Here is a 16825-nt window from a genome sequence, read left to right as displayed (position 1 = left end):
CAGCATCAAAGGCTTGAGCATCTGTCATTTGTCTGAGATCGTCTATAGGAATGCCATTGATAGCCGTCACTTCGGGATGGTCACGAATCAAGAGCGGCAGCTCTGTCTGAGCCAGAACATTATCTCGGGTCACATCCGTTCCCATCAGAACCAGAACATCGCCTCTAGCATTAGCGCGCATATAGTTCTCTGACACGAAGTCATTGAGAGAGAGATTGCCTCCAAAACTCGTGCGATCACGAACATCACCTGAAGTATCACCATTCATGAGTTGTTCTTTTGCTTCGTCTCCTACTTTTGCCACAAGAGTTTTCTGAAAAGTCTTATCATTCAAAATATTCTCCGCCCCATCACTGATGAAGCTGTACTGTCCCTGACTGTTTTCAGAGAGTTCCTTGGCGGTCAGGAAGAGCTGAGACATGACCTCATTGTCATTGCCCAGCCAGCCAGAGTAAGCAACTGCTGCCCCGCCATTAGCTGCATGAAAGTCCATCTGGCTAATTTGTTCATTTAACTCGGAGGCGAACTGAGCTAAATCTTCCTTGGAGTCCAAGGGCTTATCATAGTTTTGTACCCACTCAATAATCTCATCTGTTGTTTTTGCCATCACTTATCCTCCCTAACTTCTGGCATAGCAATATAGGTCAACTCAATGTCATAACGATAATCTGAATTCTGAAAAGCCTCTCGGATAATTTGGATCAATTCCTTCCCACGACTGGCCAAAGATTGAGGAATTTTTATATGGTTAACCTCTTTTTTTACCAGCCCTTTTATCAGTTCTGTATGACTCTCATTCCACGTAGGTCCCTTAGAATTATCAATAGTTCTCGCATTAATATTAATCACCTGGTTTTGCCAAATCAGAATATAATCGGTCGTGCGATCTTCTCTGTCTGCTCCCCGACTAACCCACAGATAGATCCCTCTGTCCTTATCCGCTACCCAAGTATCCAAATAGGTGTACTCATTATAAAGCCCCAACTCCTTTAGCATACCCCAGTACTCTTCTGGAATTGCTTCTCTCACAAAAGCCATACCTAATCCTCCTCTAATCTTATATTACTCTAATTGTACAGCAATGAGGACAATTTGTAAAATCAGGACAAATAAAAAAACGCTGGAAATCCAACAGGGGTGCTGCTATCTGAGCTGGCTGCCATCACTTATCCTCCCTGACTTCCGGTGTGGCGATATAGGTCAACTCAACATCATAGCGATAATCTGAATTTTGAAAAGCTTCTCGGATAATTTGGATCAGTTCCTTCCCACGACTGGCCAAAGATTGGGGGATTTTTATATGGTTAACTTCTTTTTGTATTAACCCTTTTTGAAGGTGTTCATGATTATCATCCCATGTAGGAAGCTTAGAATTGTCAACCACAGTAGTGTTAAGAAAAACAACATGTTTTTCCCAAAGGAGAATATAGGAGGTAGTATCATCGTCTCTACTAGCTAATTTCGTATACCAAAAAAAGATTTCTCTATCCTTATCCGCTACCCAACTTTTTAGGCGAGTATACTCATCAAACACTCCTAACTCCTTTAGCATACCCCAGTACTCTTCTGGAATTTTTTCTTTCACAAAAGCCATACCTAATCCTCCTCTAATCTTATGTTACTCTAATTGTACAGCAACAAGACCAATTTGTAAAATCAGGGCAAATAAAAAAACGCTGGAAATCCAACAGGGTTGTTGCTATCTGAGCAGCTCGTTCAGAGCAGATGCAAATGTCTCTAAATCTTTTGTGGTCTCTATAGGAGCATCATACTGGCTTATCCAATCAATGATATCTTGTGTACTTTTACTCATAGCCTACTCCCTAACTTCTGGTGTGGCAATATGCCTAAATTGAGTATCCAATTCCTTACTAGTATGGTGAAAAACTTCCTTAATAATTTCAACCACCTCAGTTTTCTGATCAACTAAAGAAGTTGGAATTTTTATATAATTAATGTCTTTTTCAATAATCCCGCGTTGCAACAGTTGAGTAGTATCTTCGTTCCAAATTGGACGATGAGAAACATTATCAATAGTTCTCGTATTAATATTAATCACCTGATTTTGCCAAATCAGGATATGATCAGTTGTTCGGTCATCTCTATCTGAGAAACGACTGGTCCACATATAGATTCCTCTATCCTTATCCGCAATCCATAATTTTCGACGAAGCCTGTCACTAAACACTCCCAACTCTTTTAGCATACCCCAGTACTCTTCTGGAATTACTTCTCTCACAAAAGCCATGCCTAACCCTCCTCTAATCTTATGTTACTCTAATTGTACAGCAATGAGACCAATTTGTAAAATCAGGACAAATAAAAAAAACGGCATCTGTGATACCGTTTCTCACCTTATATTATCAAAGCACCTTACTAAGGAAATCTTTCGTTCGCTCTTCCTTAGTATTTTCAAATAAATCTTCCGGTGTTCCTTCTTCAACAATAACACCCTCATCCATAAAAATGACACGGTCGGCCACTTCGCGGGCAAAGCCCATTTCGTGAGTTACAATAGCCATGGTCATTCCGGATTTGGCCAAGTCTTGAATAACACCCAGTACCTCGCCAACCATTTCTGGATCTAGAGCTGATGTCGGCTCATCAAAGAGCAGGACGTCAGGATCCATAGCCAGTCCACGCGCAATAGCAATACGCTGCTGCTGTCCACCTGAGAGACTGGCTGGAAAAGCATCTGCTTTATCACGAAGCCCTACTTTATCAAGCAAGTCATAGGCTTCTTTTTCTGCTTCCGCTTTAGGAATACCTTTAGTCTTTATTGGAGAGAGGGTAATATTGTCCAAAACACTCATATTGGGAAAGAGATTGAACTGTTGAAAAACCATTCCCATCTTCTCACGCATTTTGAAAATATCATTTTTCTTATCGGTAATATCTGTACCTTCAAAAGTCACAGTTCCTTTTGTTGGAACTTCTAAAAGGTTCATCGTACGCAAAAAGGTGGATTTCCCAGACCCTGATGGCCCGATAATTACGACCACTTCTCCCTTATGGATATCTAAGTCAATTCCTTTTAAAACTTCATTTTTTCCAAAATATTTATGAAGGTTTTCGATTTTAATTACAGTTTTTGTCATTTGCTAGCTCCCTCTCCAAGACGTTTTTCCATAAGTTTCAAGAGACCTGTCATAGCAGTTGTTACCATTAAATAGTAGAAAGCTGCAAACAGAAGCGGTGTCAAGGTCAGATAAGTCGTTGTGGCAACTGACTGAGCTCCATTCCAAAGTTCCATAACTCCGATAGTCTGCAGCAAAGAGCTGTCTTTAATTATGGTAACAAACTCATTCCCCAAGGCGGGTAAAATGTTTTTGATTGCCTGAGGCAGGATAACATAACGCATCGTATTCCATGGTTTGATACCAAGCGAATAGGCTGCTTCGGTCTGCCCTTTATTTACAGATTCAATCCCTGCACGAACACTTTCTGAAATATAGGCTCCGCTATTTAAAGAAAGAATAATAATACCAGGAACAATACGCGAGAGATCCAAATCTAAAATCCCAAAATCAACCGTCGGCAAATCCACGCTAATCAGGACAAAAGCAATCATAATCTGAACTACCATGGGTGTTCCACGAAAAATCCAAACATAGATACTAGCTAACCAGTCTAAAATAGTGATATTGGAACGTTTGATGATGGCAACCAGAACACCTAGAATTGTTCCAAAGAAAACCACACAGGCTGAAATCATAATGGTCACCAGAACACCATAGTTGAAATAAGACCAGAATTCTGGTAAGAATGAAAAGTTCATTAAGATACTCCTTACTTGTAATCCTAATTATTATATCAAAAAACTGTATAAAAATAAAGAAGAGCAGCAAGATCAATCAACTGCTCTTTTTTACTATTTAGTACAGCAAATCGTAGATTTCCATCGCGATGAGGTCAATGCTGTCAAATGAGTAGGACTCACGCGCTTTAACATCACGCAAAGTGAAGACAGGCCCATTTTCAGGGTCATTTGAGAAGGAAACTTCTGCTACAACCTCACCATCACGTTCAAAATTACGTTTTAAATTACCACCATCAGTAGCCATCAATTCAAGACGGTTAATGATTCTCACCAAATGTGATTCCATTTATTTTCTCCTATTAGTTTAGTCGTTAGTACCATTTTAACATAAATTCAAGGAAAGAAACAAGGAAAGACGGTCTTTTTATAGATTTTTCAAACTTTGATACATGATAGCCTTGATGGAGTGCATCCGATTTTCGGCTTCTTGAAAAATGGTTGCACTGTGTTTTTGGAAAATCTGGTCTGTTATTTCAAGTTCAGCTAAACCGTATTTGTCATAGATTTCTCGGCCAATTTCTGTATTCAAATCATGGAAGGCAGGCAGACAATGCATGACAATGACATTGGGATTTTTTGTTTTATCAAGAAGCTCCGCATTAATCTGATAAGGCAAAAGCAGATCAATACGTTCTTTGAAATCAACGTCCTCACCCATGGATACCCAAACATCAGTATAGAGCATATCCACTCCTTGAACAGCATTGACATCATCAGTGATAGTCAGCTCGGCTCCATTATTATGCTGCTCTGCTATTGCTACAATATCAGCTTGCGGCTGCAAAGAAGCTGGGGCAATAATTTTGACATTGACTCCCAAAATAGCCGAAGTTACCAAAAGCGAATTGGCCATATTGTTGCGCCCATCACCAATATAAGCAATGGTCAAACCTTCCAAGCAGCCAAAGTGTTCTTTAAGGGTCATAAAGTCCGCAATCATTTGAGTGGGATGCCAGGTGTCTGTTAGACCGTTCCAGACAGGTACACCCGAATATTCAGCCAAAGCCTCAACGTCTTCTTGCTTGAAGCCGCGGTATTCAATACCATCAAACATACTTCCTAAAACTTTGGCGGTATCAATGACAGATTCCTTTTTCCCCAGCTGAATTTCTCCAGCACCCAAATAGGTCATGGTCATCCCCAAATCCTGACCGGCAACGGTGAAAGCTGAACGGGTACGTGTCGAGCTTTTTTCAAAAATCAAAGCAATATTCAGTCCCTGTAAATAATGATGAGGAATTTTATTTTTTTTCAGTTCTTTGAATTTAAGGGATAAATCAATTAAATCCATTAATTCCTGTTTGGTAAAGTCTATTTCTTTTAAAAATGAATTGTTTTTAGGCATTATTTCTACTTTCTTTTGTATAATTTTTATATATTTTAGCATAATTATTCAATTTGTCAAGAAAAATTCAGCTTAGCACTCCCATTGACCCTCTGCTAAAAAACAAGCTTTTCTCTTGCATTGTGTTTATAGAATGCTATAATGATAATATAAGGTTTGACTAATTTTGACCTTTGCTTTAAAAAAGGCAAATAGTCATGTTAGCTCTGCCATTATCCTAACCAGAAAGGAAAAACCGACTCTCAGCCAGTCGGGATAGGTAAGCTTATGCTTTGTCAAAATTGTAATCTTAACGAATCCAGTATTCACCTTTATACAAATGTTAACGGACAGCAAAAGCAGATTGACCTCTGCCAAAATTGCTATCAAATTATGAAATCTGATCCTGAAAATCCGCTCAATCAATTCAATCAGACCAATGGTTCTAACTTCTTTGATGATTTTTTCAGTGACCTTAACAACTTCCGCTCTGCCAGCGGCGATTTGCCAAACTCACCTCAAACACAGGCTGGCGGCAACCGTGGAAACAATGGCGGAGCTGGAAACGGCAATCGTCCAAATAATCCACGCTCCCAACAACGGCCTCCTAAAGGTCTCTTGGAAGAATTCGGTATCAATGTAACAGATATTGCCCGACGCGGCGAAATTGATCCCGTCATTGGACGTGATGAGGAAATCATTCGTGTTATTGAAATTCTCAACCGCCGTACCAAAAACAATCCTGTTCTAATCGGTGAACCCGGTGTGGGGAAAACTGCTGTTGTTGAAGGTTTAGCTCAAAAAATCGTTGATGGCAGCGTTCCGCAAAAGTTGCAAAGCAAACAAGTCATTCGTCTGGACGTGGTCAGTCTCGTTCAGGGCACAGGCATCCGCGGTCAATTTGAAGAACGCATGCAAAAACTCATGGAGGAAATTCGTCAACGCCAAGACGTCATTCTTTTCATTGATGAAATTCATGAAATCGTAGGGGCTGGTAATGCTGGCGATGGAAATATGGATGCTGGCAATATCTTAAAACCTGCGCTGGCTCGCGGTGAATTGCAATTAGTTGGAGCGACTACCCTCAATGAATACCGTATCATTGAAAAAGATGCAGCATTAGAGCGCCGCATGCAGCCTGTTAAAGTTGAAGAACCAAGCGTTGAAGAAACCATCACCATTCTGCGTGGTATTCAAACTAAATATCAAGATTATCATCATGTTAAATACACAGATGAAGCTATTATTGCTGCTGCTGAATTGTCCAATCGTTATATCCAAGACCGGTTCTTACCTGATAAAGCTATTGATTTGCTGGATGAAGCCGGTTCTAAGATGAATTTAACCCTCAATTTTGTGGATCCAAAAGATATTGACAAGCGTCTCGTAGAAGCTGAAAATCTCAAAGCTCAGGCAACACGCGATGAAGATTTTGAGAAAGCTGCTTACTTCCGCGATCAAATTGCCAAATATAAGGAAATGCAGAATCAAAAAATCAATGAACAGGATATCCCAGTCATTACTGAAAAACATATCGAAGCTATTGTTGAACGAAAGACTAATATTCCTGTAGGTGATTTGAAAGAAAAAGAACAAACACAGCTTATCAATTTGGCAGATGATCTTAAAACCCATGTCATCGGACAAGATGCCGCAGTGGATAAAATCGCTAAAGCCATTCGCCGTAACCGTGTAGGACTCGGTGCTCCCAACCGTCCAATTGGCTCCTTCCTCTTTGTAGGGCCTACTGGTGTCGGTAAAACCGAACTCTCTAAGCAATTAGCTATTGAACTTTTTGGCTCAGCAGATAGCATGATTCGCTTTGACATGTCTGAATACATGGAAAAACATGCTGTTGCTAAATTGGTCGGTGCCCCTCCAGGGTATGTAGGTTACGAAGAAGCCGGTCAATTAACCGAACAAGTTCGCCGCAATCCTTATTCACTCATTCTTTTAGATGAAGTTGAAAAAGCGCATCCAGATGTCATGCATATGTTCCTGCAGGTTCTTGATGATGGCCGCCTGACAGACGGTCAAGGACGGACGGTAAGCTTCAAAGATACTATCATCATTATGACTTCAAATGCAGGTACTGGCAATGCAGAAGCTTCTGTTGGTTTTGGTGCTGCACGTGAAAACCGTACTAATTCTGTCCTTGGACAGCTCGGTGACTTCTTTAGTCCCGAATTTATGAACCGTTTCGACGGCATTATTGAATTTTCAGCTCTTAATAAAAAAGATCTTCTAGCTATCGTTAATATCATGCTAGATGAAGTCAATAACCGCCTGTCTCACAATGACATTCACCTCTCAGTTACCGATAAAGTCAAAGAAAAATTGGTCGATTTAGGCTATGATCCTAAAATGGGTGCCCGCCCGCTCCGCCGTACTATTCAAGAAAATATTGAGGATGCCATTACAGATTTTTACCTTGAAAATCCAACCGAAAAAGAACTCAAGGCAATCATGACATCAAATGGTAAAATTATCATCAAATCGGCCCGCAAAGCAGAATCTGAACAGATTTCAGAAACCACTGAAGAAATTACAGAGTAAAAAAGTTTGGGACAAAAACAGTCCTAAACTTTTTTATAAGTCTTGATATATCAAGTGAAAAGATGAAGAGAAACTCTGTTAACTTTAGTTAAGCCAGAACTTCCCTGTTATAATTAATATTTTTTGATTTTGCTTCATAAGTTTTATTTTCAGCCTCAAGCAATCCTCATATGTTGATAAATCAAAGACTTCCCCTATCTCTACCGATTTTTGTCTCATTCTCATCTTTATACTGCTGTCAATAGCTCTGCTATTTTACCGTAAATTAAAAAATAACGAATCCTAGCACTAATTTATAAAAATAAAGTAGGAAAAACTGCGCTTTTTTAGTATAATAGAGCCAAGAAACAAAGGAGTTATGCCATGTCTACGATTCCAGTATTTGGTAAAAAGGTAACGGGAGCTAATTATAAAACGCGTTACGGCGTTTATGCTGTTATTCCCAATGCTGATAAGACTAAGATTATTCTAGTTCAAGCGCCTAATGGTTCTTGGTTTTTGCCTGGCGGAGAGATTGAAGCCGGTGAAGATCATATGACTGCCTTGGCTCGTGAACTGGTTGAAGAATTAGGCTTTACTGCCCAGATTGGACGTTATTACGGCCAGGCAGATGAATACTTCTATTCCAGCCATCGCGATACTTATTTCTACAACCCAGCTTACCTTTACGAAGCAACTAGCTATCAGTCCGTTGACAAACCCCTTGAAGATTTTAATAACCTGGCTTGGTTTTCTGTCCATGAGGCGGCAGCCAAGCTAAAACGCGGCAGCCACCAATGGGCCATTGAACAATGGCTGAGCGACCATCACAATTAATCCCCAATTTTTAAGTAAAGGAGAGACTCATGAAACTCATTAATACAACTCGCAATCATCAAGAATTAGTGCAAAATCAACTGGATCATACAGATGCAATTCTTGTTGAGACCTATTCAGCAGGCAATACTGCCGTGGTCTTTACTCAAGCCCCAAAGCATTATGAGCTTTTGATTTCCAATAAACATCGGGCAATCAAAGACAACGAGTTAGAAGCTATCCGTGAATTTTTCCTAAAGCGTAAGATTGACAGAAATACTGTTCTTCTTGATCAACTTAAAACCTTACACACTGCAAATCTGATTGAAATTTCATTTCCAATAAAAGACTAAATCATTTATAAACAAACGAAGCTGAGACAAAAGTGCTCAGCTTCGTTTGTTTATATAGTCATCATTATAAAATGCAGTGGTGGGGAGAAAGACTAAGTTGGCTAAGCCAACTTAGTCTTTCCCCTGCACAGTTTATTAGGTGCTTTAGCACCCACCATCAACCACTGCTGATTGAACGTCCTTATCCCTTGCTAAACAAGATACCAAGAGCGTTCGCGGATAAAGTCAAAATAGGGATTTCACAAGGAGTCGTTAAGCGGCTCTAGGCGAAATCATCTTTTTGACACAGATCGTAGCTCGTGTTCAATTGACAAGATACAAAGGCGTAAAGCAACACACCGCAAAATAGGAAAGCTAACGAAGGTGCAACAGCAGCTAGGCAGGCTTTATCTTTTTGCACAGTGTTGTAGCCGTGTTCAATTATTAAGATACGGCAGAGGATTGTTATCTAAGTGCTCTGCACTTGATAACAAACGCCAACCACCATAGTGAATCGCCTACCTCTCCCGCTAACTTCGTTTGGTTAGTAAGATCGACTAACCAAACGAAGTGTCGCAAAGAGCGTTTACGAACAAAGGCAAAATAGGAGTTTTGACGAAGAGTCACAAGACTCTAGGAAAAACTATCTTTTTGACACAGCTCGTAGCTCGTGTTCAATTACGCAAGTGATAGCTCCAACAGTTGGAGAACTATTGGAGCTTATCTAATCCCATGAACCCTAGTTCATGTCAATTCCTAATCAACTTGTGCGGAGGTGGGTTTAAAAGGTCTGGGAGACCTTTTTAATCGGGAAATAAAACTTGCGAAGCAAGTGTCAAAAAATAGTCCAGCGGACTGTTTCAGGTCAGCAAGTAAAAATTAGGGCTTGCTGAGAAATCAATTTCTACGAAACCACTGATTTCTGTCCTACTTTCTTTTTAATTTGTAACCAAAACAGCTAGTTCTCACCCACCATAGACAATACGGCCTTATCCAAGACTGCCATGACTGCTCTGCTATGGTTTAAAGCCTTGTCGGCACGCGCATAATCCCTAGCGGAAATGATCTCCTCAAAGGCTGCAAATTCTTCGTACATGCGATGGCGAGGCGGGTTTTGATTCAGGACTGTCGGCTCCTGACCGTTAAATGTCAGACTGAGCTGCGGCAGGCTGTTGGTCGGTCCCAGAACAGCAAGGGAGCCTTTATCTCCCTGAATGGCTGTTCGAATCTCTGCACTGCAGTCCTTGGCACCAATGGCAACTGCCTTGAAAGTCCCGTAATCCATAACCAATATTCCTGATGTATCAACCTTACGCTCCACATTTGCCAAATACTGGACGGACTGAGGAGCGCCAAAAAGCCCAACTAAGAGATGGATATTGTAGATATTAAGATCCCGCAAGGCTCCGCCTCCCTTTTCCGAGTCAAAAGCTGGCGCGATTTCCCCGCGTTTAAAGGCATCATAGCGCGATGAATATTGGGAATAATTGCAGCTGACCACCTTCAAATCACCTAATTTAGGCAGCTGGGATTTAATGGCTGCAAAATTAGGCAGGTACTGATTGGTGATGGCTTCCAGCAGAAAGAGCCGGCGTTCATTTGCCAGCGCAGCCAGTTCCTCCAGCTCCCCTGCTGTCATGGTAAAAGGCTTTTCACAGATGACATGCTTTCCAGCCAAAAGTGCCTGCTTAGCATAGTCATAATGCAGATGGTTGGGCACAGCCACATAAACTGTGTCAACATCAGTATTGGACAGGACGGCCTCGTAATCGCTGCTTGCCTGAGGTATGCTGTAAAGACTGGCCAGTTCACGCGCAGTGTCAATGCTGCGCGGCGTTGACAGGATGGCTGTCAGCTCAATCCCGGCAATTTCCTGCAGGACTGGCAGTGCCTCTTTAACAATCATTCCTGTACCGATAATAGCTAGTTTCATCTCAATCCTCCTCGTGGATAAACCATGTCAAACTCTTCTAAAACAACGCGACTATCCTCAGTGAAGGCAATAGCAGCCTCAGATAACCACTGTCTGAAAAGTTTCTCATGAACCTGACGCCAATAGGCCAGACTTCTGTCTCCTTCGCCTTCTTTGAAAGCATGATCCGCCGAAACTTCCTTGAAAGGAAGCACCGTCACTTTCTTAATCTCAATAATACAGACTGCTTCATCTTAGCCATTCAAAATAATATCGTAAGTACCAACTTTCGGCAGTGGCTCATTGTCAATATCATACAAATCGTAAGCCGACGCTGTTGCTGTTTTTGTTCCATCAAGAACAAGCTGTGCCAGTAAATCCGGCTCCGCTCCAAAAGACCAGGCATCAATTTCGTCACCAATATTTGGATTGATTCGCTTGTATTCATTCCACAATTCTTGTGCCTTCATTTTTACCTTCAGATAATTTTAAAATTTTCATCCCTTCATAAAAGCAGGCGGCAGCGATAGACTAAGAGGCATAAACCCATACAGCATCTCTAAATTTCCAAACCAGCCAAGACTCCTGCTTTTATCAGCAGGGGTCGCCTGCTAAAGATTTGTAAATAGCTGTCATAAAATCATCTTCTTCCTACTGTTTAGGCGATCTCGGAAATTTCCAAAGTTGACGTTTACTGACAAAGTAAAGTAATAGACACAAGATGAAAATAAAAGCCTCTATCCCAAAAATGAAAAGCCTTGCATTCCAATTATCTAGCTCCCAAAGAGCTTGAGATACCTGTTCGCCACTTTTACTATAAATCCCAAATAGGCTATGTAAGGCCAAAATTATTCCAGATGAGTAGCAACAAAAATTGAAAAAGTTATACCAATAATCTATTCGATCGCTTGCTTCAGTTCTAATCAGCTGAAAATAGAGAAAAAGAACAGGCATACTTATTTCACCAGTTAGTGCCACAAGAGAATTTTCAAAAAGAACCCCTGCTGGTAAGACTTTTGACAGCAAATACATAGCACCGCCAATGACCATTACTAAGACAATCCAATCCAGCAGACAGCCAAGGCTATCGTGCTTTTTAAAAAATGCTTTCATCTTTTCTCCCGTCATTTCAAACTCCAACCGCCATCAATCTTGATAATCTCTCCCTGCATGGACTGAGCCTTGCCTGAGGCGAGAAAGAGAGTCAGTTCTGCGATTTCTTCTGGATCTGTCCAGCGTTTGATGGGAGTTTCTTGAGCTACCCAATCAGCTAGGCCGCCGGGTTCAAAGTCTGCTTGCGTCATGGCTGTCTTGACAGCGCCCGGTGCAATGCCAAAAACCTGAATGCCCTTGTCCGCATAGTCAAGCGCGATTTGCCTGGTCAGCCCGGCCAGCGCGTGCTTACTGGCAGTATAGGCTGCTCCGCCACCACCGGCTAGAAAAGAGGCGACAGAGCACATATTGATGATGATGCCGGATTGCTTTTCTGCCATTTTAGTCAGATAATAGCGGATAAGCTTAGCTGCGGCAAAGAAATTAACTGCGAAAATGTCATCCATTTCTTGATCTGTCTGCTCCAACAGGGGCTTGTAGCCGTCGAGAATTCCAGCGGTGCTGCAAAGAATGTCTGCCTCTGGCGCAAAATCGTAAAGCGCAGCCAATTCTCCCCTGATATCCAGTTTCAGAAAGTGAAAATCACCCGACAAATCTGGGCTGTCAGCTTTGTCCACGCCGTAAACCGCACAGCCATTTTCCAAAAAAAGCCTTGCCTGAGCCAAACCGATGCCACTTGAGACTCCGGTAATGAGAACCCGCTTAGTCATGGACTTCTGCCCAGTCTTCAGCCAGCACATCACAGGGAGTCGGACTCCACATGGAAAAGCCCTCTCCGTCACCGGACACATTGATGAGAAAATAAGGTGTCGCCTCCAGCTTTTCCCCATTCACCTCAATGCTGTCAAAAAGCTGAACATAGTTTTCAGCGCCTCCCCAGCCGGTACGGACAAATTTCCTTTTAGCCTTAAGGCCGGGCAAAATTTCTTCAAATGTCATAGCAGTCTCCTTTAATGCAATTTAGTCTATTATAGCAGAATCATTTGCAAATGAAATCTTTTTCTATCAAGACTGCATTAAAGAGCAGAAGATCAGGACTAACATAGCCGCATTTAACCGGATTCCAAACTCTCGAACTTTGAATAAAACCCTTAAAAAGAGCTCGGAACGACTTTGTCCTAAGCTCTTTTAATGAAGGTTAATGCAATAATTTTCCATATTTATCTGTGTAAGTTTTAAAATCCGGTTTAGAGGACTTATTCATAGCCGCAACCATTTGTCCATCAAATACACCATCACCAGTATTGATTAGCAAGATAGCTGTTTCATTGTCTTTTTCTGGAAATATGATTGTATAGTCCGTATTTCGCATAACAACTGCTACATAAGGAATACCATCTTCAGTCCCTTGTTTTTTAACAGTATAATCAAGGACACCCTCACCTGAAGCAGAAAAATCCATCTTTTTCTTATCAATTTTTAAAACATAGTTGGTACCAGACGAATTCTGAACTTTCCATTCACCTTTAATATCGGATTTTTTAGAACACCCCGAAATAATAAACAATGCTGCTAGCATTGCAACTAATGCAATGACCAATCTCTTTTTCATAATAGACCCCTCTTATTCGTTAATACCTATTTATTATAGCAAAAGCTCAGATAGCTTACAATCCCCATCCCAAAAACCTGGAATAACATAACATTTCATTGGTCTTCTTTTCTACCTAAACTTGTTCAATAAAAAAGAGCCTAATGCCCTTTTTATCGTCCAAGAATTTTTTTAATGCTTTGAATGAATTTATATTTTAACGGTTTTGGATAATAACGGAACGTTCCCATTTTACGAACAATATAACCATTGAAATTCTGTTTAAACCGCAAAACACCATCTGTTCCATCAAAAACACCCTGAATCCCTAAGAAAGTATAGAAATTAATATGACGCTGAATTGCTTTTTCCATCACATATTCTTGCAAAGCAACAGGTGCATAAAATTTATTAAACTCGGTATACGAACCACTAAACAGATAGACAACTTCCTGCGGCGTGTAAATAAAAAGACTGCCTGCTAGAACTACTTCTTCGGTGCCGTGACTTGCTATTAAGTCCTTAGCTTCTTTTATACGCAGATCAAATGTTGCCAGTTGACTTTCTAATTCCCCTTTTTGACGATTGATTTTAGTCGGATTCAAGCCCTTGGCCAACTTGGCTTCAAGCCCATCAAGCTGCGCAAGAAGTTTCTTGCGGCCTGACCCAAGATTAGCCAAATAGTCCTGAAAATTAATGGTCGCTATCATAAATTCACAATCATCTGCAAAACTATCATAAAATGCCTCATAATAATCCAAAGGTTTATCATCATAATCACGGCGCTCTGATGTTGACGAAGTGATTTCTTTAAAAATATGAAGCTCAGAACGCTCAAGTTTGCGAACCTTAATACCAAACGACGCTGTTTTTTTAGCGAGTGCCCGCCCTTTCTTACTATAAGACTGGCGAAGAGTATCCTTTGTTAAACCGGTTAAATCTTTGACGTAATGCCAATCAGGTTCGCCGCCTGGATAGCCTGTCTGCAAGCCATCAAAAAGAAAGCCTAAATCCGTAAGAGCCGTTATTAATTCCGGTTTTTCATCATCATTTGGATTACCATTCGTATCAAAAGTCTGATAGGTATCATACGGTTTGATAATAAGCTCCAATGCCCCATTTTTGTTAGCATAATCCTGCACTTCCTTATAAAAAGGCTGCAGATAGTTATGTTCCTTTGAAGCTGGCCCCGAATTCATTTCCATATGAAGTCCGCCTGTCATGGCCATACTGTAAAGAAGCCCAGCAACTTGAATAGTACCATCTACTTCATAACCCACAAATTCTACATTAAAACCGCGTTTTGTTAAAAGCTCCGCCATAGCGACACTCTGTGTAAAAGACAGGCTCGTAAATTCCGAAATGGCAGCCTGATACTGCTCCTTAGTCAATAATTTTAAAGTCATAATCTTTCCTTTAAGAGAATTCATTCTCTTTATTATAGCAAAAATGCCTTTACCACAGAAAGGCATCTTTATGTGAAAAACAATAAAGCTGCAGACTTAGCCTAATCTGCCAAATCTTGCTGTGTCTTTGAAGTCAGGGAACCATTTTCAAAATCAAGAGTAACGGTTGCTGTTGAACCGTTATTTTTCAAATTTGAAGTCCAAACCGCTTGAGTAGTTGTTACATCAGACGATACGGCAACCGAGTAACTGTCAGGGCTGCCCCACTTTTTGACAACAGCATCATAGCTGGTACCTGTCTTTAAAGCCTTAAATTCGGATAAGCCAACTTTAGCATCCCGCACGAAGGCAAAATTAGAAATAGACTTAACAACAGCGCTGTCATTGTAGAATTTCATATTAATAGATACATCATCTAAAGTCCATTCATAAACCTCCAGAGTTGCATCACCAGCTTGTTCTTGACTGGATGAACTTGGCTGACCAAAATAAGATTTAGCTGTTTCTAAATTGGTTCCGCCTGCAAAATTATTGTCGGTGGTTCCCAAAGTCACCTTATCAAAGGACTGACGCTCTGCTTCATGTTCAACCGTTAGAATATCGGCTGCATTGCTGTCAACAGTCGAATCACCTGTTTTACCTGATGATGAACAAGCTGCCAAACTAATGATTGATAACAAAGTCACCGATACAGCTAAAAATTTTTTCATAATATTACCCTCATTTTCTCTGATAAAGTCTCACTTCCCCTTTTCAATCAAACTAATATGGAGCCGGTGGGAGTCGAACCCACGTCCAAACACCTGCCAACATATTTGTCTACAACCATAGGTTATGTCTTAGATTTAACCTTGACACGGCACATAACTCAAGCCATATCAAAGCGATCCTAGCAATCTCTTTTTAGCCAGTTAGGCACTGACAAAACGTAGCTTGTTGTAACTAAAACCTTCTGACAGAACACAAGCTATCCTGAGAAGATCACGCGAGCTGGTGTTTAGGCAGCTACTGCGTAAGAATTTGTATTTTTTGCAGTTATATTTAACTGAGCGTTAACGGCGCCACCCGAGTCGCAAAATATGCCTCATAATGCCTGTCGAATCCGTAACGACCCCTTATAGGATACAAAACATTATATCAAATTAGGTTTCAAATAGCAAAAATCATACCATTATGATATGATTGAATTATGAGCACAAGAAGAACACTACACTACTCGCTTTGGCAGCGAATTATTCAAGTTTTAGGCATTTTAGCATTGATTGCTTCTTTTATCGCTATTATTTGGCTTTACAAATTAGGCATTCTTAATGATCAAAACGCCCTTAAAGACTTGGTTAAAACTTATAAAGTTATTGGTCCTCTTATTTTCATCGGTGTTCAAATTCTGCAAGTTGTTTTTCCTGTTATTCCAGGTGGTATTACCACTGTAGCTGGATTCTTAATTTTTGGGCTATGGCAGGGCTTCCTCTTCAATTACATCGGCATTCTTATCGGAAGCGGTATTCTATTTCTTTTAGTCAAACACTTTGGCCGTAAATTCATTTTGCTCTTTCTCAAGGAAGATACCTTCTACAAATACGAACGTAAGCTGGAAAGTAAAGGCTATGAACGTTTTTTTATCCTCTGCATGCTATCGCCGATTTCGCCAGCAGATGCTCTGGTAATGGTTACAGCACTGACAAATATGAGTTTCAAACGTTTCATGGTTATCCAAATTATCTGTAAACCAGTTTCAATCATTGCTTACTCCTATGTTTGGATTTATGGAGCCGATTTTCTTAACAAGTTATTTCACTAAACAGGCTGCAACCTGTTTTTTTTCTTGCTCTCTTCAAATGATTTGAAAAAATTTTTTAACCTCATCACTACATAGGGCAACAGTCCCTCACTTGCACTCAGAATAAGAAAAAGAGGCTCTATAATATCTGTAGTGGGTAAATCTCATTCAGATATTATAGGGCTTTTTGAGTGTATACACAAAAAGTCCCATATGACTTATAATGAAAAGCGACAAAACCATCATTAGAAAGATT

Annotated in this window: 19 protein-coding genes, 1 other RNA gene and 1 pseudogene; 4 read left to right on the top strand and 17 right to left on the bottom strand. The window is 40.6% G+C overall.

Annotated elements, in window-relative coordinates:
* From ACVRZ8_RS10460 to argF, 8 genes are all read right to left on the bottom strand, one after another.
* Positions 1-607 (bottom strand): hypothetical protein (locus tag ACVRZ8_RS10460; RefSeq protein ID WP_447449274.1); only part of this gene is annotated, 607 nt, incomplete at its 3' end.
* Positions 607-1038, bottom strand: a complete 432-nt coding sequence (locus ACVRZ8_RS10455) for a hypothetical protein (RefSeq protein WP_447449272.1) — start codon at positions 1036-1038, stop codon at positions 607-609. The genes ACVRZ8_RS10460 and ACVRZ8_RS10455, both read right to left, overlap by 1 nt.
* A 124-nt stretch (positions 1039-1162) precedes the next feature.
* Positions 1163-1594, bottom strand: coding sequence for a hypothetical protein (locus tag ACVRZ8_RS10450; protein ID WP_447449271.1), 432 nt, complete (start codon positions 1592-1594; stop codon positions 1163-1165).
* 222 nt (positions 1595-1816) lie between these two features.
* Complete coding sequence (locus ACVRZ8_RS10445) at positions 1817-2248, bottom strand: hypothetical protein (RefSeq protein ID WP_447449270.1); 432 nt, start codon at positions 2246-2248, stop codon at positions 1817-1819.
* A 115-nt stretch (positions 2249-2363) separates the two neighbouring features.
* On the bottom strand, positions 2364-3098 hold the full coding sequence (locus tag ACVRZ8_RS10440) for an amino acid ABC transporter ATP-binding protein (protein ID WP_447449269.1): 735 nt from the start codon (positions 3096-3098) through the stop codon (positions 2364-2366).
* On the bottom strand, positions 3095-3778 hold the full coding sequence (locus ACVRZ8_RS10435) for an amino acid ABC transporter permease (RefSeq protein WP_447449268.1): 684 nt from the start codon (positions 3776-3778) through the stop codon (positions 3095-3097). The genes ACVRZ8_RS10440 and ACVRZ8_RS10435 overlap by 4 nt, the downstream gene beginning before the upstream one ends.
* A 97-nt stretch (positions 3779-3875) precedes the next feature.
* Positions 3876-4106, bottom strand: coding sequence for a DUF1797 family protein (locus ACVRZ8_RS10430; RefSeq protein WP_447449267.1), 231 nt, complete (start codon positions 4104-4106; stop codon positions 3876-3878).
* Between the two features lie 78 nt (positions 4107-4184).
* Complete coding sequence (gene argF / locus ACVRZ8_RS10425) at positions 4185-5165, bottom strand: ornithine carbamoyltransferase (protein WP_447449266.1); 981 nt, start codon at positions 5163-5165, stop codon at positions 4185-4187.
* A 267-nt stretch (positions 5166-5432) separates the two neighbouring features.
* Between argF and ACVRZ8_RS10420 the strand changes: the two genes are divergently transcribed.
* The 3 genes from ACVRZ8_RS10420 to ACVRZ8_RS10410 all read left to right on the top strand — a co-directional run bounded on the left by ACVRZ8_RS10420 (position 5433) and on the right by ACVRZ8_RS10410 (position 8848).
* Positions 5433-7700, top strand: a complete 2268-nt coding sequence (locus ACVRZ8_RS10420) for an ATP-dependent Clp protease ATP-binding subunit (RefSeq protein WP_447449265.1) — start codon at positions 5433-5435, stop codon at positions 7698-7700.
* 363 nt (positions 7701-8063) lie between these two features.
* On the top strand, positions 8064-8516 hold the full coding sequence (locus tag ACVRZ8_RS10415; protein WP_447449264.1) for an NUDIX hydrolase: 453 nt from the start codon (positions 8064-8066) through the stop codon (positions 8514-8516).
* A gap of 29 nt (positions 8517-8545) precedes the next feature.
* Positions 8546-8848, top strand: coding sequence for a DUF1827 family protein (locus ACVRZ8_RS10410; protein WP_447449263.1), 303 nt, complete (start codon positions 8546-8548; stop codon positions 8846-8848).
* 937 nt (positions 8849-9785) lie between these two features.
* On the opposite strand, the gene ACVRZ8_RS10405 is transcribed toward ACVRZ8_RS10410, so the two are convergent.
* The 9 genes and pseudogenes from ACVRZ8_RS10405 to ssrA all read right to left on the bottom strand — a co-directional run bounded on the left by ACVRZ8_RS10405 (position 9786) and on the right by ssrA (position 15904).
* Positions 9786-10760, bottom strand: coding sequence for a Gfo/Idh/MocA family protein (locus tag ACVRZ8_RS10405; RefSeq protein ID WP_447449262.1), 975 nt, complete (start codon positions 10758-10760; stop codon positions 9786-9788).
* A pseudogene (locus ACVRZ8_RS10400) lies at positions 10757-11209 on the bottom strand (ASCH domain-containing protein). Before ACVRZ8_RS10400 ends, ACVRZ8_RS10405 begins: the two are co-directional and overlap by 4 nt.
* 181 nt (positions 11210-11390) lie before the next feature.
* Positions 11391-11867, bottom strand: a complete 477-nt coding sequence (locus tag ACVRZ8_RS10395; RefSeq protein WP_447449261.1) for a hypothetical protein — start codon at positions 11865-11867, stop codon at positions 11391-11393.
* On the bottom strand, positions 11864-12562 hold the full coding sequence (locus ACVRZ8_RS10390; RefSeq protein ID WP_447449260.1) for a 3-oxoacyl-ACP reductase: 699 nt from the start codon (positions 12560-12562) through the stop codon (positions 11864-11866). The genes ACVRZ8_RS10395 and ACVRZ8_RS10390 overlap by 4 nt, the downstream gene beginning before the upstream one ends.
* Positions 12555-12791, bottom strand: a complete 237-nt coding sequence (locus ACVRZ8_RS10385; protein WP_447449259.1) for a DUF2829 domain-containing protein — start codon at positions 12789-12791, stop codon at positions 12555-12557. Before ACVRZ8_RS10385 ends, ACVRZ8_RS10390 begins: the two co-directional genes overlap by 8 nt.
* Positions 12792-12990: 199 nt before the next feature.
* Complete coding sequence (locus ACVRZ8_RS10380) at positions 12991-13404, bottom strand: hypothetical protein (RefSeq protein ID WP_447449258.1); 414 nt, start codon at positions 13402-13404, stop codon at positions 12991-12993.
* Positions 13405-13556: 152 nt separating this feature from the next.
* Positions 13557-14789 (bottom strand): aminoacyltransferase, encoded by a 1233-nt coding sequence (locus ACVRZ8_RS10375; RefSeq protein WP_447449257.1) that lies wholly within the window; start codon positions 14787-14789, stop codon positions 13557-13559.
* A 101-nt stretch (positions 14790-14890) separates the two neighbouring features.
* Positions 14891-15499: a DUF3862 domain-containing protein gene (locus ACVRZ8_RS10370; RefSeq protein WP_447449256.1), complete on the bottom strand. Its 609-nt coding sequence runs from the start codon at positions 15497-15499 to the stop codon at positions 14891-14893.
* 55 nt (positions 15500-15554) lie between these two features.
* Positions 15555-15904, bottom strand: a transfer-messenger RNA (tmRNA) gene (gene ssrA / locus ACVRZ8_RS10365).
* A gap of 74 nt (positions 15905-15978) precedes the next feature.
* Here ssrA and ACVRZ8_RS10360 point away from each other — a divergent pair.
* Positions 15979-16590, top strand: a complete 612-nt coding sequence (locus tag ACVRZ8_RS10360) for a TVP38/TMEM64 family protein (protein ID WP_447449255.1) — start codon at positions 15979-15981, stop codon at positions 16588-16590.
* Positions 16591-16825 lie beyond the last annotated feature (235 nt).

This window comes from Streptococcus dentiloxodontae, assembly GCF_053206925.1.
The sequence above is the reverse complement of the archived record's forward strand: the minus strand, read 5'-3'. Positions and strand labels throughout refer to the sequence as shown.